This window comes from Haloarcula sp. Atlit-7R (genome assembly GCF_003666065.1).
Lineage (GTDB): Archaea > Halobacteriota > Halobacteria > Halobacteriales > Haloarculaceae > Haloarcula > Haloarcula taiwanensis.
Window position 1 is genome coordinate 285,884 of the sequence record NZ_QXIK01000001.1, and the last position, 26,272, is coordinate 312,155.

Here is a 26,272-nt window from a genome sequence, read left to right on the forward strand (position 1 = left end):
TGGATAAATCCACTACTCGCTCATCCACTCGCTCGCCTGTGGCTCCGTCGGGTCGGTCCTGACCTCGACGAGCGTCGGCGCGTCCGTCTGCACCGCTTCGCGAACCGCCGTGTGGATTTCGGACGGCGTGTCGGCCTGCATGGCTTCCATCCCCATTCCGGCAGCGACAGTTCCGAAGTCAATCGGCGTCGTGTCCCATCCGTATGCCTGCTGGTCGAGGTCGTAGCTGCGCCCGGCCTCCTCGCTGATAATCGCGTAGTCGTCGTTGTTGAGGACGACGACGGTGATCGGGAGGTCCTCTGCGACCGCAGTATGGAGTTCGTGTACGCACATCATGAGACCGCCATCACCAGTCAGCGCAACGACGGGCGTGTCCGGGTTCGCTAGCTGTGCTCCAATCGCCGACGGCAGTCCCGTCCCCATCGTCGCCCACGACCCGGGGTTGACGTAGCTGCGTGGCCCGTGCGCCTCAAACGTATTCAGCGCCCAGACGCGGAACCCCCCGGCATCGACGGCCGTGATAGCATCAGAAGGAAGTGCGTCTCGAAGGATTTGCAACACGTGGACGGAGGTCAACGGCGGTTCCGAATCCACGAGTGGGTCGATTCGACGTGCAGTGGCAGCACGGACAGCCTGTGCGCGTTCAGTGCCGTCCGCCTTCGAGGCGGGAGCGGTGTCAGCCGCCGCAATTTTGTCCTCAATCGCCGCCATCGTCTCTGCGGCATCCGCGAGGATACCGACGGTCGGATTATAGCCCGTTCCGAGGTCGTCAGCGTCCATGGTGACGTGAACGAGCGTCTCAGGCAGTTCGACGGACCACCCGCGTGTCCCGTGTGCGTCAAGGTCGGACCCGACGGCGAGCACGGCATCGGCGTCGGCGAGGCAGTCCAGTAGCTCTGGGCTCGCGCTTCCGGCCAACACGCCGGCGCTGAGGGCGTGGTCCTCGGGGAGCACGCCTTTACCCTTGTACGTCGTCACGACGGGTGCAGCAAGCCGCTCGGCGAGGCTTCGGAGCGCCGACGAGCCGTCCGCCACTCGCACACCGCCGCCGGCCAGAATAAGCGGCCGCTCGGCCGCGAGCAGGTGCTCGGCGGCTGTCGAAACTTCCTGTTCCGGAACGGTGCTTGCGGACGGAGCCGAAGGTGTGCCTGCACCAGCGAGCGGCACGTCCATCTGCAGATAATTCTTGGGGATTCCGACCCTGACTGGCCCCTTTGGGGGTGTTTGAGCGACCTGCACCGCCCGGTCAATCGTCGCCGCTGTCGTTTCGGGGTTTTTCAGCAGTATGTTCTCTTTAACGACGTTGTCGTAGGTGTCCGGTGGGGTTTCGTGAATCGCATCACCGCCCCGGAGCGTCGGCTCCGTTTCGATAGCGAAATGCACCAGTGGCGTGCAGTCGTTCAGCGCGTTTTTCAGGCCGTTCATCGCGTTCATATCGCCGGGGCCGGGGACGACGACAGTACTCGCTATCTCTCCGCTCGTCTCTGCATAGCCCCAGGCCTGGTGTGAGACCGCAGTTTCGTGTCGTGCCACGACAAAGCGGATATCGTCTCGCTTGCCGATGGCTTCGTTCAGCGGGAGGGACTGCTTTCCGGGGATTCCAAAGACGGTATCGATACCGTTCGCGACGAGACGGTCTACCACCGCCAGACTAACGCGCATACTGATTCCTCACGCGTACCTCAAGTCACGCTCATGACTTTAGTTCGCCGCCGGCCATGCTAGACCGCGTGGGGGTACCACAGCCACGAGGCGGGCAGAGACAACCGAGGGCTGCACGGCCCGCGAATTTAAATCCGACAGCGCCCAATTACGTGACAGATGACCACGGGCCCCTCGTTCAGCATCCCCGCACACCCACAGCGGCGCTTTCCACACGGGAACGGGGTCGAATACGAGGGCGGGACGGAGTTCCGACTTATCCCGGAACAGGAGCGGGCAACGCCAGCCCTCGCCGAGACGGTCGCCAATATGCTTGAGGCTGGGCCCTACCGCTTCGGTGATTTCCACGACCTGCCGATGCCGCTGTGGCTGGTCCGCGACGAGGAGACGACCGATGTGTTCCGCGTCGCAGTCCGAGACGGGACGGTGCGACTGCACGTCCTGCCCACCACGGAGTCTGCCGGGCTACAGCGCTTCTTCGAGCGCCTGTGTGAAACCTGCACAGAGGGGTCGTGGACGGTGCAGCGACACGTCGACGGGCAGTAGCCGGACGGCCGAGAGAGTGCAGACCCAAAACCGTCTTACACACCTGCCTCCATGTGTTCGCCATGACCGTCTCTCGCGAAGTCGAGCTAGAGGGCCACATCATCGACTCCGGGATGATGCAGTCCTGTTTCGGCATCATCATGGACCTGGGCGGCTCTTTCTCCGTTCAGGAGTTCGATATCGGCCGTCACAAAGACGAGGAGTCATACGCCCGGATGCTCGTCGAGGCCGACGACGAAGACCAGCTCCAGTCGATTGTCCACGAACTCCACCAGCACGGCGTCAACCCCTCGGACCCGAAAGACGCCACGCTCGTCCCCGCGCCCGACGACCAGGTCGTCCCGCATGGCTTCTACTCGACGACGAACCACCCCACATACATCCGTCACGACGGCGAGTGGGTCGAAGTCGAGGACATGGAGATGGACTGCGCCGTCGTTGTCGAGGACGGCGACTCCACTCGGGCCTACACCAAGGTCCTCAACGCTATCGAAGAGGGCGATCTGGTCGTCACCGACGAAACCGGCATCAAGGTCCAGCCGCCGGAGCGGCCCCGTGACGCCGGTGGCGCGTTCGGCTTCATGCAGGGCGGCGTCTCCTCGGAGCGGCCCTCGGAGTCGACGATCCGAAAGATAGCCAACGCCATCCGCGAGACGAAAAAGGAGGGCGGCAAAGTGCTTGCCGTCTGTGGCCCGGCGCTCATCCACTCCGGCGCGCGAGAGGACCTCGCGCGGCTCGTCCGCGAGGGCTACGTCGACATGCTGTCTGCCGGCAACGGCTTCGCCGTCCACGACATCGAACGAGACATCTACGGCACGTCGCTCGGGATGGACACCGAGAGCTTGGACCACCCCCGCCACGGCCACAAGCACCACATCTACACCATCAGCGAGGTCATCCGCGAGGGCGGCATCGAGGCGGCCGTCGAGTCGGGGACCATCGAGTCCGGCGTCATGTACGAGTGCGTCGACAACGACCGCCCGTTCGTGCTGGCCGGGTCCATCCGCGACGACGGCCCGCTGCCAGACACCATCACCGACGCCGTCGAGGCCCAGAACGCCATCCGCGAGCAGGCCCACGAGGCCGACATGGTGCTGATGCTCTCGACGCTGTTGCACTCCGTCGCCGTCGGGAACTGCCTCCCGTCGACGACGCGGGTCGTCTGCGTCGACATCAACCCCGCGACGGTCACGCAACTGCTCGACCGCGGGTCCGCGCAGGCCGTCGGGATGGTGACGGACATCGGTACGTTCGTCCCGATTCTGGCCGAGCAGTTGCTCGACGAGGAGTAGCGCGACCACGAGCAGAGCGAGTGGTCGACTTTTTCGCCCACGTTTTTCAAGGAGCGGTCGCGGCCGGCGGGCGCGACCCGACGCCGAAAAAGGTAGATTGCGGACGTTCGTCCCGATTCTGGCCGAGCAGTTGCTCGGCGAGGACTAACGTAGCCGCGGCGTCCGCCGTTATCACGCGTCGGTTTCTCGCGAGATGCTTATTACTCCCCGTCCGATACTCCTTCTATGTCCTCTTCCGAGCGGCAGTTCACGCAGCTTTCTAGCGGTATCTCTGGCCTTGATTCGCTTCTCAGGGGTGGACTGGTCGAAGGGCGACTCTATCTCGTTATCGGGCCGCCCGGAACCGGTAAAACACTGCTGGGCACGCAGTTTCTCGAAGCAGGGCTTGAGGCCGGCGACGACGTGCTGTTCATCCACGCCGAGGAGTCGGCCACGGACCTGCTTGCCAACACCGCCGAACTCGGCATCGACATCAGCGAGGCGACGTTTCTCGACGTCGGCCCCGACTCGGAGTTCTTCGAGGAGGCCGAGTCGTACGACGTGGTCAAGCCGCGGGATGTCGAAGACGGCCACCTGATTTCCGACATCCGCGAGGCCATCGAGACGGTCGACCCGGACCGCGTTCTCATCGACCCGATAACGCACTTCCAGTACCTCGAACCGACCGAGTACCAGTTCCGCAAGCGCGTCATCTCCTTCGCACGCTTTCTGCAGGACAGGGAGACGACCGTGCTGGCGACCAAGACGCCAAGCAATCAGATGGACAGCCAGCTCAGGTCACTCAGCGACGGCATCATTTCGCTCAGCTACGGCGACGAGAAGGCAGGGCGGCGGATTCGACTGCGAAAACATCGCGGTATCGGCCAGCAGGACGGCTCACACGGGATGGAAATCCGCGAGTCCGGCGTCGAGGTCTACCCGGCGCTCGAACCGGAACAGCGGACGCGGTCGTTCGACCCAACGCAGTTTTCCGCCGGGATACCGGAACTGGACTCGCTGCTCGACGGCGGACTCGAACGCGGGACGGTGACGATTCTCAGCGGCCCCTCCGGCGTCGGCAAGTCGACGACGGCGACGGAGTTCCTCGCCTCCGCAGCGGCGGACGGGTCCCCGGCGCTCGCTTACCTGTTCGACGAATCAATCGACACGTTCACGCACCGCTGTGAGACGTTCGGGATGCCGCTCTCGCGATTGCGTGAGGAGGGAACACTGCTCGTCGAGGAGGTCGAGTCGCTGGCGCTGTCACCCGAGGAGTTCGCCAACCGCGTCAAGACCCAGGCCGAGGAGCGTGGAGCCGAACTCGTCGTAATCGACGGCATCGCGGGCTACAAGAACGCGATAAAGCACGGACATGACGACGTGGAACTGCGCCGGCGGCTCCACGCCCTGACACAGCATCTCACGCGCAGGAACACCGCAGTAATTCTGATCGACCAGCGCAGGGATGTGACGGGCCTGCGCGAACCGACGAGCGAGAACGTCAGCTACCTCGCTGACAACATCCTCTTTGAGAACTACATCGAGGTCGAGGGCGAACTCCAGCGCGTCGTCGGCGCGCTGAAAAAGCGCGTCGGCGGGTTCGAGGCGGTCCCGCGCCGCTTCGAGATAACTGCCGACGGCCTGCAGGTCGGTGACCCCGTCTCAGGGATGCACGGCGTGTTCGAGGGCGTTCCTGAACAGCACGGAGACAGCGACGGACGCTCGCCCACTCGCTAACTACTGATGGCTGACATCCAGTTACTACTAGCTGGCGACGGCAATCGGGAGGCACTCGCCTCCGTCGTCGCCGAACACCACACGCCGCTCACGGACGACGAATTCCAGGAGGCCGACCTCCACATTGTCGACGAGTCATCGTTTCCAAAGTACAGAGCGGCGATAGAGGCGTACAAACACCGGGCAGATCCGGTGTTCTGTCCCGTGATTCTGGTCCGCCGCGAGAGGTCCCGAGCAAGGGTTGACCTCCCAGACATCGACGCTGCCGAGCAGCCACTCGTCGTGAACGACATCGTGACAGCACCGATTGACACGCAGGCGCTCTTTCGAACCATCGTGAACCTCCTCGCGCGCCGGCGTCGCACTGAGGACCTCGTCGAGGACCTCAGAGAGCAGAACAACGAACTCCGGCGGTTCAGAAACGCCGTCGAACACGCGGGCCACGCGATTCTGATAACGAACACGAACGGTATTATCGAGTACGTTAATCCCGCGTTCGAAGAACTCACCGGGTTTAGCGCGGACGAGGCAATCGGCCGAACGCCGCGGATACTCAAATCCGGCGAACAGGGCGAACAGTTCTACGAACGGCTCTGGGACACGATCTGTCGCGGCGAGGTCTGGACGAGCGAGATCGTAAACGAGCGAAAGTCCGGTGAGCGGTTCATCATCAACCAGACCATCGCCCCGATTCAGGATGCGGATGGAACGATTCAGGGATTTGTCGGGATGCAGGACGAAATCACTGGTCGTCGGCTGCGCGAGCAACAACTCACCGTCTTTCATCGGATTCTCAGGCACAATCTCCGGAACAACGGCACGACGATCAGCGGGCGCGCAGATATCCTGTCAGAGTTAGTCGAGGACGACGACGCTCTTGGCCATCTTGAGACGATCAAAGCGAACGTACAGTCCCTGCTCGATATCAGCGAGAAAGCCCACCATGTCCAGGAACTGCTCGCGGACTCGCTGACCAACGATGTCGAACGGGAACTCGAAGACGTGCTCAGTGACATCACGGACGGGCTGGCCGCAGCGTACCCCGACGCCGAGTTCGTCGTCGAAAGCGGCTCCGAGCCGCCGACGATAGACGCAAAGGTCGTCCCGGCGTTGCAGGAACTCATCGAGAACGGTATCAAGCACTCGGACGCCTCGGCACCGCGGGTCGACGTCCGGACGGAGCGCAACGGCTCGACAGCAACGGTGACAATTGCGGACAACGGACCGGGGATCCCAGATCAAGAGCGGCGGGTCATCGAAGCCGCAGACGAAAAGCCGCTCGAACACGGGTCCGGGCTCGGACTGTGGTTCGCGTACTGGCTTATCAGCTACGTCGGTGGCGATATCGACATCCAGACCGATGGTGACGGGACCAGAATCGCCGTGACTATCCCCGTTCGGTGACCGCGGGCGTCAGATAGCGACCCATGCCAGCACAATGATAGCAGCCCCGACCGCCGTTGAGCCGACAGCGTGCGTCCGGAGTTCGTCGAGGAGGTCGTGGGAGTGGTCGTGGAGTTCACAGACTTCGTCAATTTCGCTGCCGGCTTCGCAGTTCGGAAGGAAATCCATCGCGACGTGGAGGAAGATGCCGGCGGCGAACCCGAAGATGACTGCGTTGAGGAGCGCAGACTCCGGAACCGGAAGCAGCGCGGACGGGATCGCCGTCAGACCGACGCCGGCCGCGGGAAGCAACAGTGCCGTGGCGGACTTGTCGCTACGTCCGAGTCGCCGGGCGGCGGCGTAGCCGGCCGGCCCTTTGTGCGAGACGATAGCAAGCCCGAGCAGGATACCCAGCTCCGGCATTGAGGCGTAGACCAGCCCGATGACCAGCCCGGCCGAAAGCGCGTGGGCCGCGATAGCCAGTGTCGTCATGTCGAAGGACGTTTCGACGTGGGTGAGCCGGTGACCGATGGTGTGGGTGCCGTAGCCGACGACCAGTCCGGCGGCGATACCGACGCCGCCGATTCGCGCAGCACCGGCTTGCCCGCCAAGCCCCATCGCCTGCGGGACCAGGAACATGGCTGCCGACGTGACCATTGCCCCGCTCGCGAGCCCGTAGCCCCAGACCAGTCGGTAGGGATTCGTTTCGTCGGCCCGCGCACCGAGCCACGCGCCCAATGCCATTGCAACGAACGCAACCCAGGAGATAACGAGTACTTTGCTCGCTCCGCCAGTGACTGCGACAGCCGACAGGATCAGCAGGCCGACGACGCTCGCGAGCCCAGTCGCGGACACAGCTCCAGTGTTATTAAAAATCGAGTTTGAGTTAATAGACATTATCTACAATCACCGGCCTATTGCTAATAAACCCATCGATGGCGGTTATCGGGTCGCTGACCGATAGTCGCCCCAGTCAAGGACACTGGAGTCCAGCGCGGTCGGGTCCGCTTCGCGGAGTGCCCAGAGAACCATTTCGGCGACTGATTCCGGGTCACGACCGCCGTCACCGGAGAGGTCCGTCGCGACCTGTCCGGGGTCGACTGCACCGACCGGCGTATCGAGGTCAGCCGCGAACCCGCGGGCGACAGCCTCCGCAGCAGCCTTCGAAACGGCGTAGGAGCCGTACCCGGGCATCCCCTCGCGGGCGACGACGCCCGTGGGGACGACAATGCGGGCGTCGGGACCGAGGTGCGGAACGGCTTCGCGAATCGTCGAGAACACGCCGCGGGCGTTCGTCCGGAGGTGGTCGTCGAAGGCGGCGTAGGACTCCTCGGTAAGCGGTGTCTCGCCGGCGGTGCCGTGGTAGACGCCGGCGTTGGCGACGACATACTGTATTGCACTGTTGCCAGCGCGTGTGGCAGTTTCGACCAGCCGTTCCACGTCGTACTCATCGCGCACGTCTGTCCGAATCGCAGTCACGGAGCCGCCAGCGTCCCGGATGTCGGTTGCGACCGCGTCGAGCGCCTCGGCGTCACGAGCGCAGATGACCGTCTGTGCGCCCGCATCCGCTACCGCGTGGGCTATCTGCTCGCCGATGCCTCTACTCGCACCCGTGACGACAGCGGTTGCGCTGTCCATCGCTGGGACCATAGCGGGGGTACCGCCGCCAGCCACAAGGTCGTTGCTCTCACCCTCGGTTGGGTGGGAGCGGTAGTCTCTTGTCGAACGCCCGCTACCGACCGGGCATGGACATCACCATTGCCGAGTCGACGGTCGAGGGGACGGCGCAAGCGCCGCCGTCGAAGAGCTACACGCACCGGGCGGTACTGGCCGCGGGCTACGCCGACGGCGCGGTCGTCCGCGACCCGCTCGTGAGCGCGGACACGCGGGCGACGATGCGGGCCGTCGAGGCCTACGGCGGCAGCGTCTCGCTCTCCGAGGACGGGTCGACGGTCGAGGTGACGGGCTTCGACGGCCGGCCGGAGACGCCGGCCGACGTCATCGACTGTGCCAACAGCGGGACGACGATGCGACTGATCACCGCAACAGCCGCGCTACAGGACAAGCTCGCGGTGCTGACCGGCGACGAGTCCCTCCGGTCGCGCCCGCAGGGGCCGCTGCTCGACGCCATCGAACAGCTGGGCGGCGACGCCGAGTCGACCCGCCGGAACGGGCAGGCCCCGCTGGTGGTCGGGGGCGGCGTCGACGGCGGCGCGGTCGAAATCCCTGGCGACGTCTCCTCCCAGTACATCACGGCCCTGCTGATGGCCGGGGCCGTTTCGCCGGAGGGCATCGACGTGGACCTGACGACCGAGCTGAAGTCGTCGCCGTACGTCGATATCACGCTTGAGGTGCTCGCCGACTTCGGCGTCGACGCCGCGAAGACCGACGCCGGGTTCACCGTCGAAGGCGGCCAGTCCTACGCGCCGACCGGCGGCGAGTACAGCGTCCCCGGCGACTTCTCGTCGATGAGCTACCTGCTCGCGGCCGGCGCGCTCGCCGCCGAGGACGGCCTGCGCGTCACGTCGGCGTTCCCCAGCGCCCAGGGGGACGCCGCCATCGTCGACATCCTCGACCGGATGGGAGCCGACCTCGACTGGGACAAGGAACGCGGCGAAATCACCGCCTCGGAATCCGAACTGACCGGCATCGAGGTCGGCGTCGAGGACACGCCGGACCTCCTGCCGACCATCGCGACGCTGGGGGCCGCCGCCGACGGCGTCACCCGGATTACCGACGCCGAGCACGTCCGGTACAAGGAGACCGACCGCGTGAGCGCGATGGCCGAGGAACTGACGAAGATGGGTGCCGAGGTCGAAGAGAAACAGGACGAACTGTTCGTCTACGGCGGGGACAGCGACCTCGTCGGCACGACCGTCGAGGGCCGGGCGGACCACCGCATCATCATGTCACTCGCCGTCGCCGGCCTCGTCGCCGACGGCGAGACGACGGTGACCGGCGCGGAACACGTCGACGTGTCCTTCCCGGACTTCTTCGACGTGCTCGAATCGCTGGGCGCGGCCGTCGGGCGGTAAATCACAGGGCTGAGGACGCACAGAGTTTTGCCATGAAAAATTGGTAGGTAGCTAACAGATAAGTGCCCTTATCACCCGCGAAGAATATTTACAACGAACGTTGTGAACGAATTAGACGACGGTGCGCACTCCCCCACGGACACCACGAGAGTTCTCTACCTCGACGACGACCAGTTGCTGCTCGACCTGCAGGCCGACATCGCCGCCGAACGCGAGGGAATCGAACTAGCGACGACGCCGGATACCGACCGGGCGAAGGCGCTGCTGGACGACAGCGAGTTCGAGTACGTCGTCGTCGGTGGCAAGCGCACCATCACGTCAGCGCACGGATTCGCCCGCGAGGTTCAGGCGACATATCCCGACACGTCGCTGGTACGGTACGCCTGGGAGACCGGAGAAGACGGCGCGGGCGAGGTGTTCGATTCGGTCCTCGAAAAGCAGGTCGAGCCGACAGGGACGATACAGCTACTCGACCGCGTCAGGTGGCTCGACGACTGAGGGGCGCATCTACAAGGTTCAAATGCCCTGAACCCCGACACCACTGTAATGAACGGCAACGAGTTCGGTCGTCTGTTCCGCATGACGACCTACGGCGAGTCTCACGGGGATGCGATGGGCTGTACCGTCTCCGGCATCCCGGCGGGCGTCGAACTCTCCGAGGAGGAGATACAGAAGGACCTCGACCGGCGCAAGCCCGGCCAGTCGATGATTACCACCTCGCGGGGAGAGCCCGACAAGGTGAGCATCCAGTCCGGGATTCAGGACGGCTACACCACGGGCACGCCAATCGGGATGGTCATCCAGAACAAGGACGCCCGCTCGGGCAAGTACGAGCCGTTCATCACGGCTCCGCGACCCTCGCATGGCGACTACACCTACTCCGCGAAGTTCGGGACTCGGAACTGGGGCGGGGGCGGCCGCTCCTCGGCCCGCGAGACGGTCAACTGGGTCGCCGCCGGTGGCGTCGCAAAGCAGGTGCTCGAACAGTCCGACTACGACGTGACGATCAAGGCCCACGTCTGCCAGATCGGCGACGTAGAGGCCGACGACGTGACCTTCGAGGAGATGCTCGAACACAGCGAGGAAAACGAGGTCCGCTGTGGCGACCCCGAGGCCGCCGAGGAGATGCGGGAACTGGCCGACAAGTACCAGAAGGAGGGCGACTCCATCGGCGGGGCCATCTACTTCGAGTGTCGCGGCGTCCCCCGAGGGCTTGGCGCGCCCCGCTTCGACTCGATTCCCTCGCGGCTCGGCCAGGCGATGTACTCCATCCCGGCGGTCACCGACTTCGAACTCGGCATCGGCCGCGAGGCCCGCACCGCCACCGGGTCGGAGTACACCGAGGACTGGGAGTTCTCGGCCGACGGCGACCCGGTCCCCGTGGGCAACGACCACGGCGGGCTCCAGGGCGGTATCACGACGGGCGACCCCATCTACGGCGAGGTCACCTGGCACGCGCCCGTCTCCTTCCCGAAGACCCAGAAGACCGTCGACTGGGAGACCGGCGAGGAAAAGGAGATAACGGTCACGGGCCGCCACGACCCAGTTCTGCCGCCGCGGGCGGTCCCGGTCGTGGAGGCCATGCTCGCCTGTACGATACTGGACTTCATGCTGCTCGGCGGGCGCATCAACCCCGACCGACTCGACGACCGGCCGGGCGAGTACGACACCGACTACCATCCGTCCAGCCCGCAGAACGACCCCGAGGACGCGGACACCCACGCGAAAACCATCGACGACGACTAACATGGACGCACATCAGGAGTCCAAGTCGAACCCGTTCGGGATGGACGAGGAGTGCCAGAACTGCCCCGCACTCTGTGAGACGCGCGAGAACGTCGTCCACGGCTACGGCGACGTGGGTGCCGAGTTCATCGTCCTCGGTGACTCGCCCTCGGTCGGCACGGACGAGTCTGGCATCCCCTTCACCGACGAGCGCGAGCGCGAACTGCTCGACATTCTCGCGGCGGTCGACATGTGCTCGGACCCGGACGCCGACAGGCCGCAACTGGAGAACACGTTCCTGACGTACGTGACCCGCTGTCGCCATCCAGACAGAGCGGCAACCGACGAGGAGGTCGTCAACTGCGAACCCTATCTCAACAGCGAGATACGGATGATAAACCCCGAGATTCTGCTGCCAGTTGGGCAGCGACCCCTCGAAGAGCTAGCCTTCGAGTACACGACGATGAGTGAAGACGAACTCGACATTGAAGACCGGCATGCGACGACGATCCGCGGTCGCGGGTTCGAAATCCTGCCGATGCTCCCGCCCGCCGAACAGACCGACGCGGAACGGACGGCATTTCTGGACCACTTCAGCGAGACGCTCGGACAGGACTACCGGCAGACGAAAGGCCGACGCGGGCGGTAGTCAGGTGTCAGACCGGACTTCGGTGTCAACGTCTTGAAGCAACTCGTCCGGGCTCGACACTGTCCCGTACTCTGTTGCTGCCTGTAGCCGGTTTTCGGCGTCGTGGCGGTACTGGCTCGCCTGTGTCGACTCACCCTGTTCGCTGGCGTAGGTCATCCCGCTGAGCCACTCGGCGGCCTGCCAGAGACAGGTCGCCTTCTTACGCGCGCGTTCCGACAACTCGGCCAGCCCGTTATCGTCTGCTTCACGGACAGCCGTTGTGAACTCCTCGACGCTTTCCTCGAAGTCCGCTGCGGCACTGTCGAACCCGCCCCGAGCGAGCGCCATCTCTCCGTTTTCGACGGTCTCCAGTGCGTCGGATAGCTGGCGGCGCGCCTCACGATACCGGATGTAGCCGACATGGTACGCCCGCTGTGCCGCTGCGGTCCCGGACAGCGTGGCTTCGCGTTCGCAGTCGCGGCACACAATCTTCGGTTGCGACTCCCCAAGAACACGGTACTCCGACCCACATCCATCACATTTGTAGGTCTGGGATTGCTCCATATAGTTTCTCTTAGTTATCAAATACTGCTCACATGTTATAATTGTTCTGTCGCTGCACGGGAACACAAGGGACTAATCACAGTCGGGCCGAGAAGACAGTATGACTACGGTAACTGTGCTGGCTGACCCGCCAGTTGAAGGGTTCGTGTTACAGGAGTTGGCTGGCGGCATTGTAGACGACGCCGAGGCTGCTGAGCTATACGAGGCCATGTTGCTCGACGTCTGTCGTGCAGTGGAGATCAGCGGTGCCGAGTTGTTGGTGAACTACCGACCCTCGGAACAGGTCCCGGACGGCGTCGACCCCGAGGCCGCGGTGCGAGAGCCGGTGACGGAGGCGCTCGAATCACCGGGCAACGCTCGGTTCGAGGTACAGGTCGGTTCGACGTTCGCGGGTCGGGTCGGCAACACAGTGACGCACCTCCTTGACCGGGAAGACGTCGCAACTGTCGCCGCCGTCGAACCGACAGCGGCGCTGTTGACACGCCAACTTATCGACAGTGCGGCGATGAAACTTCGGTCCAGCGGCGTGGTTCTCGGCCCTGCTTCGAGCGGCCGCGTTTACTACGCCGGCTTCGGCGAACCGATAGATTTCGAGGACAGTTACGCTACCCCGGCAATCGAAACTATCGGTGAGCGTGCTGCCGACGCCGGTCTCGATGTAGACTTTCTCCCATCGGCACCCACTCTCGAAACACGAGCCGATCTCAAGACCATCGTGCCGCTGCTACGCGCCCGAAACCGGGCTGGTCGGGTCGTACCGCAACGGACGATGGCATTTCTCGACGACCTCGGAATACGCGTTATCGACGACGATGACGAGCCGAGTGTGGTCCGAGAGACCGACAGGCCTTAGAAGGCCCACCGAATATGCTTGACTGCGGTGGGATGGCAGAGCGGCCTATTGCGCCTGCCTTGAAAGCAGGTATCCTCACGGATTCCTGGGTTCAAATCCCAGTCCCACCGTATTTTGCCACGAACAAACCGTGAGTGGCAAGTACGCCAGCTGTGATTTGAACCCTGCAAGTCCCGTCGCCCGAACGCAGTGAGTGTGATCGCTTTGCTCTGGAGTGCGTCGGGCCTGAATCGACAGACGGCGCGAGCAACAACACCGCAACGGGGAACCACAGAATTCGCATCTTTCTGAGTCGTAAGGACAGTTTACTGAACCGAGGCAATCGGGCGGTTTTATGTCGATGGTCCGGATTATATCCGTATAATGGTACGTGAGGATAGGTCCACAAGACGGCACTTTTCGGGCCTCTTGACGGTGTGTATCATCGCTCTCCTTCTCGCAGTGTCGGCGGCAGGGCCCGCTGTTGCTGAACCGAGTCTATTTGTGTCCGGGGCGTCAAAAGGTACAAATACGATACTTGCCGGTGACTCGGTGAACGTCACCGCGACAGTCCAAAACACCGGCAGCTCGGGCGGTGCAATGAACATTGAGTATGTAGTAAACGGTACAACTAGAGTGACTGAGCGAGTCGTCGTCGACGCCGGTTCTTCAGTTGAGCGAACACAGGCATTGAAGTTGGATAGTCCTGGAACGTACAGGATTAAGGTCCAGAGCCCGGGGAAGTCCGCCGGACGAGTCAAAGTCAAGCCCGCAATTGTGGAGCCAACTCGGATGGACCCGGCTACACGGCAACTCAAAATACGCGGTGGGATGGTCCCGACGAACGAACCATACGTGATGAACGTCTCGGGGCCAGCGAATCGCTCATTCACGCTTCAGTCTTGGACGGTCAACGCGTCACAAGAGGCTTTCACGCAGGACGTGACGGAGTACACCGATCCCAGCTCGGCAAACATCCCAGTGCCATCCGGTGACGACGCATCAGTGTTCGGCGTGGTTACCGTCGGATCGTCGGCGGGGGTCCAGCCGTCGTCAATGCAGTTCGTGTTGAACCGCTCGAATCTCCAGTCGGCTGGCATCGACGCTTCGGCGGTCCGCGTGTATCACCGTGTGAACGGGTCATGGCGAGCCGCCGAAACGAGCGTTGTCGAGGAGCGAACCGAGCAAGTCGTCTACGAGGCGGACACGGCGGGGGCATCGGCCTACGCGATTGGGAAGATCGAGCCTGCATTCAGTATCACGCGAACCGCGGTTGTCAGCGAGCAAGTTTCTGAGAGGCAGCAGGTCGTCGTTGAAGCAACGGTCTCCAACAGCGGCGGTATCGAAGGAACCTACGACGCACGGATGCAGGTGGACGGTGACGTCGTCAATCGGACATCGGTAACTGTGCCAGCAGACGGCGAGCGGACAGTCACGCTGTCGACGGTCGTGACGACACCGGGACAGTTCCAGATCAAGTTCAACGACGTCAACGCCGGCGACATTCGGGTGACTGAGAGTGAGGTCCAGACCGACGGAAACGGCGGTGCCGAGCCAGAGGCGGAACCGACAGGCACGGAGCCAGCAGTCCAGACTGAACCCGCAGTCGGTAGTGGCGGCGGACTCGGCCCGCTCCCGGCGACAGTCATGGGTATCAGTACGATGCTGATCATCGGCGGGCTGCTCGGTGCGTTACTCCTGTTCGGCGTCGTCATCGCGATTCTCCGACGGGGCGGCAGCCGGAACGACAGCGGCTTCGAACTGTAGACGGGGAGAGAAACCCTTTTTATGCCAGTGTCCAGAGAACCGCGTATGGATTGGCCACACGATCCGGACGGTGAGGAAGGAAGCGAGGGCCGGCGCAAGTACGGTCACGCTGTGCTGGCGAAGAAAGTCGATGAGGACGAGGACTTCCCACTGACCGCCGAGGAATACGTCGAACAGTACGGCGACCACCCGGTTCGGATCGACTACGAGACAGTCGTTAGCGTGGCGGACATCTTCGAATATGTCGACCAAGAGGAGTTCGAGGACTTCCCGGACTTTCATAAATCGCTCGGGCGCGCGCTGCGCGGGGCGGACTGGTGGCCGTACAGACTCGAACAGGCCTGACTGTGTAGTGTGTGGGCACGACACATACTTGTGGGTGGCCGGTGTAGCATCGCGTATGGCGACGACATCTTCAAACGGTGGCCGCACCGGACAGGGGCTTCCCGAAGACGTTATTGCTGACCTGTTGTCGAACGACACTCGCCGTCGCGCGCTGTCGATACTGGCTGACCGCGATGAGCCGGTCGTCGTGTCGGACCTCGCCGCGGCGGTTCTGGCGGCCGAGCGTGACATCGAGCCGGCAGCAGTCCCGGACACTGCAAAAGCCGAACTCACCGAGGAACTGTTCACCGAACACCTTCCAAAGCTGACGGCGACAGACATCGTTGCGTACAACTCAATGGTCGGGACTGTCGAGATACAGCAACGCGACGTAGTACCGACTGACCACTGTTGATACTGGGTCGCGCGTCCGGACTCCGACACCGATCGGACCGGGTCACAGTCCCCGCTGCCAGTGCATTTCGATAGAGCAATACCCGTTGCTTCCAAACTGTCGATGGACAGTGACTAACACCCAGATAACCCATATACAGATAGACAATTACGGCCCGTGGACCGTGACGCCGGAACCCCGCCGTGAAGTCGATCTTCAAACACTCCAATCTCGGCTGTACGCTGACCTCGCACAACTGTTCGGGAACCGCGACGGCTACATCTTCTTCTCGCGGTTCGACAACATGATTGCCGTGACGAACGGACTGGACGAGGCGGCACACGCACTCATTCAGGAGTCTGTCGGTAACCGCTACCCGGTGACGATGAGTCTCTCTGTCGCGACGGGAACGACACCCGTCTCGGCGCTGGGGACGGCAACGGAACAACTTCAGGAGGCCGGGAGTGCGCAGGACAAGGGGCGGCGAGAAGTGCTACGCGGCCAGACGATCGACGATGAGTTCCGGAAGCCCACAGACGTACAACTCGCGCATTTCGATGTCGACGACGCCACCGAGAAGTACACAGACCAGCTCAATGAGTTCGACACCTTCATCCAGATAGAGCAGGGGTACGCGGCACTCATGAAGTATATGCGTGAGGCCCACGACTCGCTATCGTTTTTCGTCGGCGGTGATAACGTCATCGCAGTCTGCCCGGACTTGGACGAGGCGGACTACCACGATGCAATCAACCACGTCCGCGACGCCGTCGATGTGGAGCTGAAAGTCGGCGTCGGACGCGGACGGACGGCAGCTACGGCCGGGATGGACGCCAAGCACGCGTTAGAGACCTGTCGAGCGACCGGCGAGGCCGTCACCATCGAAACCGAAACAACCGAATAATTTGTGAGTCACACGATATAAACGTAGTGGAGGTATCTTTTAGACCGGTCGTGTGGTAACCACACACATGAACGGTGAGGTCACTGTGCGGGAGGTTATGAACCGAGAGTACGTCGGTGCGAGCGAGTCCGACGACCTCCTCGAAACGACGGAGTTGCTGATCCGTGAGGACCAGCACCCGATTCTCGTATTGCGGGGGAACGAACCGGTCGGCGTCGCGACGGACAGGGACGTGCTGGCATACATCGTCGATGGGGGCGACCCGGACACCGCCACAGTCGGCGACGTGATGCGCGAGTCCATTCCAACGATTGACCCTGACGCCGGGCTTCCGGAGGCCCGCGACCGAATGGCGACGCGGTCCGCCGAGTTCCTCTTGGTCACAGCGGACAGTGAACCGCTCGGAACGCTGACTGAGCATGACATCCTCTCGACCGCGAGACTAGAGAGCGAGTCGACGAGCGTTGTCGAGCAGCCCTCGCCGGTTGCAACGACCGGTCAAGAAGCCACCACCGATGGGATGCAGTCCGCCGCCGAGGATTCGTTCGATAATCAGGGTATCTGTTCTGCCTGCAGCACGTTTACACGGGATCTAGCGTCGTTCAACGGGCAACTCCTCTGTTCGGACTGTCGTGATGTCTGAGCCGCGCTAGCGGGCCTCTGCGCTCACAGCAGACAGAGACGGCGGCGTGGCCGAACTGTTTTGACCGTACGCCACGGAGTACTACCGTGGAGATTGCCACCGCCTCGATGGATGACGTGGACACCATCGTCGACCTGTGGGTCCGACTGGCGGAGAGCCAGCGTGCACACGGGTCACATCTGTTCGGGGACCGGAACCGGACCGCGGTCCGGGAGACTGTCGTACAGCGAATCGTCGCCGAAAACGTCTGTATCGCCCGTATAGACCGACACGTCGTCGGGTTCGTCATGGTGACTATCGACAGCGGCCGGTACGAACAAGATAAGACACGGGGCATCATCGAGAACATCTTCGTCGAACCGGTCCACAGAAACCGGGGGATCGGCAGCGAACTGCTCGATACGGCGGAAGAACTACTCCGCCAGGCTGGTGCGGACATCCTCGCGCTGGAAGCAATGGCGGACAACGAGTCCGCCCGACAGTTATATCGCGCACACGGCTACACACCACATCGAATCGAGCTCGAAAAGCCGACCGAAAACGATACTCTCTAAATGGTCCCCACACAACGCTGGTATGCAACCGCGCCAGGGGAGCTTGGGTGGTCCAAGCACTCGACTTGTAATCGAGAGTTCGTGGGTTCAAATCCCACCCCTGGCTTCGCCAGTTCGGTTCGGAACCGGACACGGGACCCCGCGACGAGAAGTTGTGACTGCCACACTGGCAACCACTGTGCGCCTTCACTGACGGCCCAGATATGTCGCATCGCTGGACCCCCAGCGTGGGTGAGACTGCCAGATGGGTCTACGTTTTTACCGCTGGAGGGCGTACGGTAGGGTATGAGTGAATCCGAAGAAGAACTGCCGGGCACCGACGAGGAGTGGCGCGAGATACTCTCTGACGAGGAGTACCGAATCCTCCGCGAGTCCGGAACGGAGCCGCGGTTTAGCAGCGACCTCATCGACGTAGAAGGCGAGGGTGTGTTCACCTGTGCCGGCTGTGGGACGGAACTGTTCGATAGCGACCGAAAATTCGAATCAGAGACCGGCTGGCCGAGCTTCTGGGACGTGTATCAGGAAGGCAACGTCGAGACACGGGCGGACAACAGCCACGGGATGCAGCGAACAGAAGTCGTTTGTGCCGAGTGTGGCGGTCATCTGGGTCACGTGTTTGATGACGGACCGGAGCCGACCGGGAAGCGGTACTGCATCAACGGTGCGGCGCTTGACTTCGAGTCGGAGTAGCGACCACCGGAACCTTTTTTCCGTCATTGAAGTTGATACGGCTAGACGTGACTGAACACGGGACCGACGAGGCCGGCGACGAGGGGGCCGGACCACCGGTCGACGAGTCGCTGGTCGACGAGCCGCCGACTGCCACCGCCGAACAGCCACAGCCGGAGAGCCACTTGCTAGCTGAGAGCCTCCGGACGTTTCCGTGGCTCCGCGCGGCCGGTGTCGCAATCGGGACGCTCGCTGTCGAGTATTTGCTCGTCGCACTGCTCTTTCTCGTCGGTCCGTCGTCGGTCGACTTCCCGGAGCTGTCGGACCGGCTAATCCAGTACGGGTTCGTGCTGTACAACGCCCACCACGTGCCGACGCTGGTGACGGCGTCGGACGCAGAGGTGTACGGCTCGGCCGCCCGGAACGTCTTGTACGGCGCACAGGGTGCGAGCGTCCCGCCGCTCGTCTATTCCTTGATTCCGATTGTCGCCTTGCTCGTCGTCGGCGCGCTGTTCGAACGCTATCGCGGCGATACCCGGTCGGACAGCATGCTCGAAGAGGCGGCGCTCGTCGGTACCAGCATCGGCTTCGGTTATGTCGCAACGGGGTTCGCGGGGAGCTTCGTGTTCGTCTGGACGCTCATGTTCGACAGCGGGGCCGAGGGACAGGCCGCACCGGCAGTGCTGTGGCTCCTCATCCTGCTGTTTTTCTTCCCGCTCGTATTTGCGAGTCTCGGCGCGGCCGCTCGGTATCTCTACGCCGACTGGACCTCTGGCGCGTAGGTCGTGTCGATAAATTCGAGGATGCGCCCGGATTCGGCCATTGTGACACCACGGTCGTCGTCGACCAGCACCGGGACGCCGCGCTGGCCGGAGACCCGTTTTACCTCGTCGCGCTTCGAGTGCAGCGCCTCGACCCAGACACTGTCGTAATCGATACCGAGTTCGTCCAGTCGGTCCGCGACCGTCTCACAGTACGGACAGCCATCGAGCTGGTAGAGCGTCAGCCTCATACCGGCGTTACGGACGCTGTCCTCAAGGTGGTTGTGCTCGAAAAAACGCGGCAGTCGACCTTGGGTTACTCGTACAGCCAGGACGCGTCGATCTGGTCCCAGCCGACGAGTTCGTCCTCGTCGAAGAACAGCTCGATTTCTCGCTCGTTTGCGCCCTCGTCCTCGTGGTCGGAGCCGTGGATGACGTTCCGACCGAGGTCGAGCCCGTAGTCGCCGCGGATGGTGCCGGGCGCGGACTCGGCTGGGTCAGTCTCGCCCATCATGTTTCGGACCTGCCGGGTCGCGTCCTGGCCTTCCCAGACCATCGCGAACACGGGGCCGGACGTGATGAAGTCCACGAGACCGTCGAAGAACGGCTTGTCCTCGTGCTCGCCGTAGTGTTCCTCGGCGAGGTCCTGGTCTATCTGCATGAACTTGCCGCCGACCATCTTCAGGCCGCGGTCCTCGAAGCGGGAGACGATGTCCCCGATGAGACCACGCTGGACGCCGTCAGGCTTGACCATCACGAAGGTGCGTTCGTGCTCGGACATCAGGCCTCAGCCTCCTCAGCTTCTTCGTCAGCCTCGTCCTCAGCCTCCGCGTCGGCCTCGTCGGCAGCGGCGTCTTCGTCAGCCTCGTCCGCAGCCGCCTCGGCCTCAGCTTCTACCTCGTCGGCGTCAGCTTCGACTTCTTCGGCTTCGGCTTCGTCCTCACCGGCCTCGCCGCGGGCGGTGTCGGTCCATTCGAGGTTGCGGGCCTCGCGGCCCAGGTCGGCGTTGTTCTCACACTTCGAGGAGCAGAAGTGCGTCGTCGCGCCGTCCTTGTGGACGAACATCGTGCCCGTGCCGGGCTCGATGTCCGCGCCGCAGTAGTCACATTCGCGTGTCCGGGGCATGGTTACTGCCCTCCGATGGTGTCGGCCTCGCGGGCCGTCTCGCGGAGCTGGAGCACGTCACCTTCGCGGACCGGGCCGAGAACGTTGCGCGTGATGATGCGCCCCTGGTTCTCGCCTTCGCGGATGCGGCACTTGACCTGCATGGCCTCGCCGTGCATCCCCGTCCGGCCCACGACTTCGATGACCTCGGCGGGCGTGGAACCGCTGCTTTCGGATTCCTCAGCGCTCATCCGAGGTCACCTCACCGAAGCTCCTCGACCTTGTCGGCGATGTCCTCGACATCGGCGTCAGCCTCACCGGCGTCGGTGACGGCTGCGGCGGCCGAGCCGACTTCGAGCCCGGCGGCGTGACCGAGGTCGTCCTGCTGCTCGACGAAGATGAAGGGGACGCCCTTCTCGTCGGCGAGCTCCGGGATGTGCATGACGATCTCCTCGGGCTGGACATCTTCAGCGACAAAGACGAGCTCGGCGGAGCCGCGCTCGATAGCTTTGGTCGTCTCGTTTGTACCCTTCTTTACCGAGCCTGTGTCCCGGGCGACCTCGAGCGCCTCGAGGGCGTCGTCTTCGAGGTCCGCGGGAACGTCGAAATCTACGTATACTGGCATTTGTATGTTCACCTCCTGCGCGCGAGCTCAGGCTCCCCCGCCGTGTCCGGGCCGCGAGGCCCGTCACACCGTGGTGGTGTGTATCCTGAAAAGGCTGGGAGCATCATCAACTCGGCGCAGGCTGTACCCCATTCTGTGCTACCGGCCCTAAAAGCGCTTTCGAAGCCGAAATCGCGTGCCAGCCCGCCACACAGGTGCTGTCGGGGGTCTGCCTGTTCTGCGGCCACTGACGCGTCGGCCAGCACGGCCCGCACGTCTGCGACTGCTGCGGTCAGGGCCGTCGTCGAGACGCGCCCAATCGCTGTCTGGACGACTGGATAATCGATATCCGCTCGGAGCAGAGCGGGGTCTGGCGGGGAGACACACCGGCGACTGTGTCCGGTCCAGTGAAAAGCGCACTTGGGGAGCGCTGTGACCGTCAGGCCCATGTCGGCGCACCGTCCACCACCGGTATGGACATCGCGCGGTCGCTCCGAGCGGAGGCCCGCCGCGCAAACGAGCGGCGGCTCCTCGTTCTGGCGGGCGACCCTGAAAACACGCGGGAGCGAGCGAGAGCAGCGCTCGACGCGGCGGACGTTCCCGGCGCGGAGACGACAGTAGTCGGTCCGGAGCCGTTCCTCGCGTGTGAGCAGCACGAACAGTCCCGCGCCGAGGAGCTTCTGGGCCGGACTCGGACAGCTGTGGTCCTCGATGCACACGAGGAACTGCGACCCGACGCGCTCGGGCGGACCGTCGGTGCCGTCGACGGCGGCGGCCTCTACGTCCTCCTCGCGCCGCCGCTGGAGACGTGGCCCGAGGTGCGAGATGGGTTCGACGCCTCGCTCGCAGTCCCGCCGTTCGAGGTCGAGGACGTGACCGGTCACTTCCGCCGTCGGTTTGTCGAGACGCTCCGGGTACACCGGGGTATCGCCATCGTCGACGCCGACACGGGCACTGTCGAGCAAGACGGGCTGACGGACCCGCCACCGAGCCGTCCGGTTCAGAGCTCGACCCCGCCCGCCGACGCGCAGTTCCGCCCCGAGACCTACGCTCAGTGTCTCACCGACGACCAGCGGGACGCGGTCCGGGCGTTCGAGTCGCTACGAACCGCCAGCGAGGCACTCGTGGTCGAGGCTGACCGGGGCCGGGGAAAGTCAAGCGCTGCCGGGCTGGCCGCTGGAACCCTCGCTGTCGAAGGGCGGGACGTGCTGGTGACCGCACCACAGTACCGGAGCGCCGGCGAGGTGTTTACGCGGGCGGCACACCTGCTGGAGGTACTCGGCAGTAACTTCGCGCGAGACCGGGCGTCGAACCCCCAGCGGCTCGACGTTTCCGGGGCGGGCTGTGTGCGGTATGCGCCGCCGGAGCAAGCTGCATTGCTTCCGGATGGCTCAGACGTAGTCATCGTCGATGAGGCTGCGGCCCTGCCGGTCAGACGGCTCGAACAGTTCCTCGACGCCCCGGCAGTCGCCTTCACGACCACCGTCCACGGATACGAGGGTGCAGGACGGGGCTTCTCCGTCCGGTTCCGCGACCGGCTCGAAGAAAGCGACCACGCCGTCACCGACGTGTCGATGACGACACCGATTCGGTACGGCGACGCCGACCCCGTGGAGGTGTGGGCGTTCCGGGCGCTGTTGCTGGATGCCCGCCCGCCGGTCGACCAGCTCATCGACGGTTCGACGCCGGAAACCGTCGAGTACCGCCGGCTCTCGGCGGCAGACCTGCTCGCCGACGAACACCTGCTCCGAGAGGTGTTTGGCCTGCTCGTGCTGGCGCACTACCGGACGGAACCCTCGGACCTGGCCCGACTGCTCGACGCACCCAATCTCACCGTCCGGGCGCTGACCCACGAGGGCCACGTCGTTGCTGTGGCGTTGCTGGCACAGGAGGGCGGGCTCTCGGCTGACACGCGAGCTGCGATGTACGAGGGTGGACGGGTGCGGGGAAATATGCTCCCGGACGTGCTGTCGACGCAGCTCCGGGACGAAGCCGCCGGGATTCCGGTCGGCCAGCGGGTCCTCCGCATCGCGACCCACGCCGCGGTCCGGTCCCGCGGGCTCGGCTCTCAACTCCTTTCGGAAATCAGAGCGGAGTTCGCCGACCACGTGGACTGGCTGGGCGTCGGGTACGGCGCGACGCCGGAACTCGTCCGCTTCTGGGCTGATAACGGATATCAGACGGTACACCTCGCCACCTCGCGGAACGCGACGAGCGGCGAGTACTCTGTCGTGATGGTGGACCCGTGTTCCGATGACGGGGCGGCGCTCGCGGCGCGGCACGGGACGTGGTTTCAGGACCGCATCGCCGCAGTGCTGTCAGACCCGCTCGACGACTGCGACCCTGACGTGGTTCGAACAGTGCTTCGAGCGACCCACGGAGAGCCGTCCCTCTCCCTCTCCGAGTGGGAGTGGCGACTGGTTGCCGGCGTCCCCGGCGGCGCGTCGGTTCTCGACACGAATCCGAAGCCGTTCCGTGAACTCGCCCGCCGGCACCTGTCGGCCCCCGCCGACGCGACCGCGCTCGCGCCGCGGGAGGAACGCCTGCTGGTCAAGAAGGTGTTGCAAGCACAGCCGTGGCCGACAGTCGCCGAGGAACTGGGATTCGTCTCTGAGCGTGAGTGCATGCGGACACTCGGTGGAATAGTCGAAAGGTTGACGCGTCTGTACGGCGACCTTTGGGTACAGGAGGAACTCGACAGACACCAATGAGCCTGCTTGGCCTCGAAACGCTGTTGTTCGTACTCGCGTTCGCCCTGCTGGTCGGGGGCGTCGTCGGCAGTCTCACGCCCCAGGTCCCCGGCGCGCTCGTCTCGCTCGCCGGCGTCTATCTCTACTGGATTGCAAGCGGAATGTCCGACCCCGGGGCGCTCTTGCTGGCCCTGCTGACGCTGGTCGGGCTGCTGACGTGGGCTGTCGATGTCGCGGGTGGGGCCGTCGCTGCACGCGTCGGCGGGGCGTCGAACTGGACAGCGGCCCTCGCTGGCGTCGTCGCACTCGTTCTCTTCTTTGTTACCGGCCCGCTCGGCATCCTGCTGGGCGTCGCCGGCACGGTGTTCGTCGTCGAGTTCTACCGGCAAGAGGACGCTCGCGGGAGCGCGAAGGCTGCCCTCGTGACGACCGCTGGGATGCTGGCCTCAAGCGTTGTGCAGGCCCTGCTGACGGCATCGATACTGGTCACCATGGTCGCTGTCGCGCTCCTATGACACAGTGCGCGGTGGACGGTTGCGAAACCGAGGCCGCGGTCGAACTCCACATCCCATGGGACGCGAACCGAGCGGTGTGTCCGGACCATGCCCGCGTCTGGGCGCAAAAAGACGGCGTCGTCCCAGCGCCGATGGACGGCCACGAGGACGAGTGGCCGTAGACTGTTGTTCTCCCGATAGCCGTATTAGTTCACACGAAGGTATTTAATCAGCACGCTGTCAACTGTTCTCGAAGAAAATATAATAATAATTGGGTTTGAATACGACAAGTGAGGCGTGTTATCATGAAACGCGAGATGCTCACCACCGACTTCATCGACCGTGCAGCGGACATCTATGACGACGTGACCGGTATCGTCGCACATGACGGCACCGAGTACACGTACGCGGAGGTAAACGAGCGGGTCAACCAGTTGGCACACGCGCTGTCGGACCGCGGTGTCTCGAAGGGAAGTCGCGTCGCTCTCCTCGCCCCGAACACGCACTACTTCATCGAGACGCTGTACGCAGCAAACAAACTCGGCGCGGTGTTCGTCCCACTGAACTACCGGCTCGACCCTGCGAAAATCGAGTATATTCTGAACGACTGCGAAGCCGCAACAGTCATCGCCGACTACGATTTCGCGGAGAAAGTCCAGCCGGTACGAGACGACATCCTAGCGGAGACGTTCATCGGCTACGAGCCGGACCGTATCGACGGGGAATGGGAGGGCTACAGCGGTGTTCTCGACGGGCAACCGACAGCCGAACCGGACCGACCAGACCTGACAGAGGACGACGACGCCAGCATCAACTACACGTCCGGAACGACGGGGGACCCGAAGGGCGTGGTCAGGACCCATCGGACCGAGAGCTGGCACGCGCTGGTGCTCAACCAACACATGGAGATACGCGACGACGACACGTATCTCTGGACGCTGCCGATGTTCCACTGCAACGGCTGGGGCCACACCTACGCCATCACCGGGACCGGCGGGACCCACGTCTGTCAGCGTACCTTCGACGCCGCGGACACCTTCCGCCGGGTCCGTGAGTACGACGTGTCGTTCATGTGCGGCGCGCCGACGGTGCTGAACAAACTCATCCAGCACTACCGGGCCAGCGACGGCGACGTAGTGACACAGGGCGACCGCGACGTGCGAATCGCGACGGCCGGCAGCGCCCCGGCAACGGCGACCATCGAGCGCGTCGAAGACGAGTTCGGCTGGCGCATCATCCACATTTACGGCCTGACCGAGACAGCCCCTATCATCACGACCAGCAATTCCCCGCGGCGCATCGCCGAGCGGGGCCGTGAACTCAAGGTGAAGCAAGGCTCGGAGACGCTGTGTACCGACATCCGGGTCGTCAACGAGGACGGCACCGACGTGCCACGCGACGGGGCGACTATCGGCGAGATCGTGGTGCAGGGCAATCAGGTGATGGACCGCTATCTCAACAAACCCGAAATCACCGAGGAGGCGTTCAACGACCGTGTCGAGGGGTACTTCCACACCGGCGACCTCGCGACGTGGGACGACGACGGGATGATACAGATCATGGACCGCCGGAAAGACATCATCATCTCCGGCGGCGAGAACATCTCCTCGATAGAACTGGAAGACGAGCTGTACGACCACCCCGATGTGCTGAAAGCCGCGGTCATTCCGGCCCCGAGCGAGGACTGGGGCGAGACCCCGATGGCAATCGTCGTTCCGACGGCCGACAGCGATGCAACCGAACAGGATATTCTAGAGTTCCTCAGAGAGCGCGTCGCGAGCTACAAGGTCCCTTCAGGCATCGACTTCCGGGACTCGCTCCCCGAAACGGCGACCGGAAAAATCCAGAAATACGAGCTCCGCGAGGAGTACTGGCAGGAACAAGAGCGGATGATCGGCCAGGAGTAAGCGCGGCGGTGGCTGTGGAGCGCCGGGACAGTATTAGCACGATTCTTTATTAGCGTTCCAACAGTCGGTCACAC

Annotated in this window: 30 protein-coding genes and 2 tRNA genes; 23 read left to right on the plus strand and 9 right to left on the minus strand. The window is 63.7% G+C overall.

All coding sequences use genetic code 11. The features are described 5' to 3' along the window. Positions 1-12 precede the first annotated feature (12 nt). On the minus strand, positions 13-1,662 hold the full coding sequence (locus D3D01_RS01445; RefSeq protein ID WP_101349550.1) for a thiamine pyrophosphate-binding protein: 1,650 nt from the start codon (positions 1,660-1,662) through the stop codon (positions 13-15). 159 nt (positions 1,663-1,821) lie between these two features. On the opposite strand from D3D01_RS01445, the gene D3D01_RS01450 reads away from it, so the two are divergent. The 4 genes from D3D01_RS01450 (at position 1,822) to D3D01_RS01465 (ending at position 6,620) form a co-directional block, all read left to right on the plus strand. Next, positions 1,822-2,208: a hypothetical protein gene (locus tag D3D01_RS01450; protein ID WP_121511013.1), complete on the plus strand. Its 387-nt coding sequence runs from the start codon at positions 1,822-1,824 to the stop codon at positions 2,206-2,208. Positions 2,209-2,270: 62 nt separating this feature from the next. Then, the gene (locus D3D01_RS01455; RefSeq protein WP_101349548.1) at positions 2,271-3,500 is read left to right on the plus strand and encodes a TIGR00300 family protein; all 1,230 of its coding nucleotides are present in this window, start codon (positions 2,271-2,273) and stop codon (positions 3,498-3,500) included. Between the two features lie 225 nt (positions 3,501-3,725). Continuing rightward, positions 3,726-5,216 carry an ATPase domain-containing protein gene (locus tag D3D01_RS01460; RefSeq protein ID WP_121511014.1) on the plus strand — a complete coding sequence of 497 codons (1,491 nt, stop codon included), beginning with the start codon at positions 3,726-3,728 and terminating at the stop codon, positions 5,214-5,216. Between the two features lie 6 nt (positions 5,217-5,222). Further along, on the plus strand, positions 5,223-6,620 hold the full coding sequence (locus D3D01_RS01465; RefSeq protein WP_101349546.1) for a PAS domain S-box protein: 1,398 nt from the start codon (positions 5,223-5,225) through the stop codon (positions 6,618-6,620). A 9-nt stretch (positions 6,621-6,629) separates the two neighbouring features. Here the strand turns inward: D3D01_RS01465 and D3D01_RS01470 are convergent, their stop codons facing one another. Next, positions 6,630-7,496 (minus strand): ZIP family metal transporter, encoded by an 867-nt coding sequence (locus tag D3D01_RS01470; RefSeq protein WP_121511015.1) that lies wholly within the window; start codon positions 7,494-7,496, stop codon positions 6,630-6,632. Between the two features lie 45 nt (positions 7,497-7,541). After that, entirely contained in the window at positions 7,542-8,249 is a 708-nt protein-coding gene (locus D3D01_RS01475) for an SDR family NAD(P)-dependent oxidoreductase (protein ID WP_199725359.1), read from the minus strand. 95 nt (positions 8,250-8,344) lie between these two features. Here D3D01_RS01475 and aroA point away from each other — a divergent pair, with 95 nt between their 5' ends. The 4 genes from aroA to D3D01_RS01495 all read left to right on the plus strand — a co-directional run bounded on the left by aroA (position 8,345) and on the right by D3D01_RS01495 (position 12,008). Next, positions 8,345-9,634, plus strand: a complete 1,290-nt coding sequence (gene aroA, locus D3D01_RS01480; protein ID WP_121511017.1) for a 3-phosphoshikimate 1-carboxyvinyltransferase — start codon at positions 8,345-8,347, stop codon at positions 9,632-9,634. Positions 9,635-9,736: 102 nt separating this feature from the next. Continuing rightward, entirely contained in the window at positions 9,737-10,132 is a 396-nt protein-coding gene (locus D3D01_RS01485) for a hypothetical protein (protein WP_101349542.1), read from the plus strand. Positions 10,133-10,180: 48 nt separating this feature from the next. Continuing rightward, a complete protein-coding gene (gene aroC / locus D3D01_RS01490) occupies positions 10,181-11,380 on the plus strand; it encodes a chorismate synthase (protein ID WP_101349541.1) in 1,200 nt (399 codons plus the stop codon). A 1-nt stretch (position 11,381) separates the two neighbouring features. Continuing rightward, on the plus strand, positions 11,382-12,008 hold the full coding sequence (locus tag D3D01_RS01495) for a uracil-DNA glycosylase family protein (RefSeq protein WP_101349540.1): 627 nt from the start codon (positions 11,382-11,384) through the stop codon (positions 12,006-12,008). On the opposite strand, the gene D3D01_RS01500 is transcribed toward D3D01_RS01495, so the two are convergent. After that, the gene (locus D3D01_RS01500; RefSeq protein WP_121511018.1) at positions 12,009-12,551 is read right to left on the minus strand and encodes a hypothetical protein; all 543 of its coding nucleotides are present in this window, start codon (positions 12,549-12,551) and stop codon (positions 12,009-12,011) included. A gap of 100 nt (positions 12,552-12,651) precedes the next feature. Here D3D01_RS01500 and D3D01_RS01505 point away from each other — a divergent pair, with 100 nt between their 5' ends. The 11 genes from D3D01_RS01505 to D3D01_RS01555 all read left to right on the plus strand — a co-directional run bounded on the left by D3D01_RS01505 (position 12,652) and on the right by D3D01_RS01555 (position 19,420). Beyond that, positions 12,652-13,404 (plus strand): hypothetical protein, encoded by a 753-nt coding sequence (locus tag D3D01_RS01505; RefSeq protein WP_121511019.1) that lies wholly within the window; start codon positions 12,652-12,654, stop codon positions 13,402-13,404. 26 nt (positions 13,405-13,430) lie between these two features. Beyond that, a tRNA-Ser gene (locus D3D01_RS01510) sits at positions 13,431-13,514 on the plus strand. 373 nt (positions 13,515-13,887) lie between these two features. Next, a complete protein-coding gene (locus D3D01_RS01515) occupies positions 13,888-15,150 on the plus strand; it encodes a PGF-pre-PGF domain-containing protein (protein WP_121511020.1) in 1,263 nt (420 codons plus the stop codon). A gap of 45 nt (positions 15,151-15,195) precedes the next feature. Further along, entirely contained in the window at positions 15,196-15,495 is a 300-nt protein-coding gene (locus tag D3D01_RS01520) for a DUF5785 family protein (RefSeq protein ID WP_121511021.1), read from the plus strand. A gap of 55 nt (positions 15,496-15,550) precedes the next feature. Then, positions 15,551-15,889, plus strand: coding sequence for a hypothetical protein (locus tag D3D01_RS01525; protein WP_121511022.1), 339 nt, complete (start codon positions 15,551-15,553; stop codon positions 15,887-15,889). Between the two features lie 109 nt (positions 15,890-15,998). Next, a complete protein-coding gene (locus D3D01_RS01530) occupies positions 15,999-16,772 on the plus strand; it encodes a GTP cyclohydrolase III (RefSeq protein WP_121511023.1) in 774 nt (257 codons plus the stop codon). Between the two features lie 67 nt (positions 16,773-16,839). Next, the gene (locus D3D01_RS01535) at positions 16,840-17,415 is read left to right on the plus strand and encodes a CBS domain-containing protein (RefSeq protein WP_101349534.1); all 576 of its coding nucleotides are present in this window, start codon (positions 16,840-16,842) and stop codon (positions 17,413-17,415) included. Between the two features lie 86 nt (positions 17,416-17,501). Next, complete coding sequence (locus tag D3D01_RS01540) at positions 17,502-17,969, plus strand: N-acetyltransferase (RefSeq protein ID WP_198560222.1); 468 nt, start codon at positions 17,502-17,504, stop codon at positions 17,967-17,969. A gap of 32 nt (positions 17,970-18,001) precedes the next feature. Further along, positions 18,002-18,075 (plus strand) — tRNA-Thr (locus tag D3D01_RS01545). Between the two features lie 179 nt (positions 18,076-18,254). Beyond that, the gene (gene msrB / locus D3D01_RS01550) at positions 18,255-18,659 is read left to right on the plus strand and encodes a peptide-methionine (R)-S-oxide reductase MsrB (RefSeq protein ID WP_053966068.1); all 405 of its coding nucleotides are present in this window, start codon (positions 18,255-18,257) and stop codon (positions 18,657-18,659) included. Positions 18,660-18,706: 47 nt separating this feature from the next. Then, a complete protein-coding gene (locus D3D01_RS01555; protein WP_121511024.1) occupies positions 18,707-19,420 on the plus strand; it encodes a hypothetical protein in 714 nt (237 codons plus the stop codon). On the opposite strand, the gene D3D01_RS01560 is transcribed toward D3D01_RS01555, so the two are convergent. The 5 genes from D3D01_RS01560 to rpl7ae all read right to left on the minus strand — a co-directional run bounded on the left by D3D01_RS01560 (position 19,393) and on the right by rpl7ae (position 21,128). Next, positions 19,393-19,650, minus strand: coding sequence for a glutaredoxin family protein (locus D3D01_RS01560; RefSeq protein ID WP_121511025.1), 258 nt, complete (start codon positions 19,648-19,650; stop codon positions 19,393-19,395). The genes D3D01_RS01555 and D3D01_RS01560 overlap by 28 nt on opposite strands. Positions 19,651-19,715: 65 nt before the next feature. After that, positions 19,716-20,180, minus strand: coding sequence for a nucleoside-diphosphate kinase (ndk, locus tag D3D01_RS01565; RefSeq protein ID WP_121511026.1), 465 nt, complete (start codon positions 20,178-20,180; stop codon positions 19,716-19,718). After that, complete coding sequence (locus D3D01_RS01570) at positions 20,180-20,524, minus strand: 50S ribosomal protein L24e (protein WP_121511027.1); 345 nt, start codon at positions 20,522-20,524, stop codon at positions 20,180-20,182. The genes ndk and D3D01_RS01570 overlap by 1 nt, the downstream gene beginning before the upstream one ends. Before the next feature lie 2 nt (positions 20,525-20,526). Beyond that, positions 20,527-20,754 (minus strand): 30S ribosomal protein S28e, encoded by a 228-nt coding sequence (locus D3D01_RS01575; RefSeq protein WP_004516764.1) that lies wholly within the window; start codon positions 20,752-20,754, stop codon positions 20,527-20,529. A gap of 11 nt (positions 20,755-20,765) precedes the next feature. Further along, entirely contained in the window at positions 20,766-21,128 is a 363-nt protein-coding gene (rpl7ae, locus tag D3D01_RS01580; RefSeq protein WP_101349529.1) for a 50S ribosomal protein L7Ae, read from the minus strand. Positions 21,129-21,580: 452 nt separating this feature from the next. Here rpl7ae and tmcA point away from each other — a divergent pair, with 452 nt between their 5' ends. From tmcA to D3D01_RS01595, 4 genes are all read left to right on the plus strand, one after another. Then, positions 21,581-23,818 (plus strand): tRNA(Met) cytidine acetyltransferase TmcA, encoded by a 2,238-nt coding sequence (tmcA, locus tag D3D01_RS01585; protein ID WP_121511028.1) that lies wholly within the window; start codon positions 21,581-21,583, stop codon positions 23,816-23,818. Next, the gene (locus D3D01_RS01590; protein ID WP_121511029.1) at positions 23,815-24,312 is read left to right on the plus strand and encodes a DUF456 domain-containing protein; all 498 of its coding nucleotides are present in this window, start codon (positions 23,815-23,817) and stop codon (positions 24,310-24,312) included. The genes tmcA and D3D01_RS01590 overlap by 4 nt, the downstream gene beginning before the upstream one ends. Beyond that, complete coding sequence (locus D3D01_RS23930) at positions 24,309-24,473, plus strand: hypothetical protein (RefSeq protein WP_199722322.1); 165 nt, start codon at positions 24,309-24,311, stop codon at positions 24,471-24,473. Before D3D01_RS01590 ends, D3D01_RS23930 begins: the two co-directional genes overlap by 4 nt. A 123-nt stretch (positions 24,474-24,596) precedes the next feature. Then, positions 24,597-26,198 (plus strand): class I adenylate-forming enzyme family protein, encoded by a 1,602-nt coding sequence (locus tag D3D01_RS01595; RefSeq protein ID WP_121511030.1) that lies wholly within the window; start codon positions 24,597-24,599, stop codon positions 26,196-26,198. Positions 26,199-26,272: the final 74 nt, after the last annotated feature.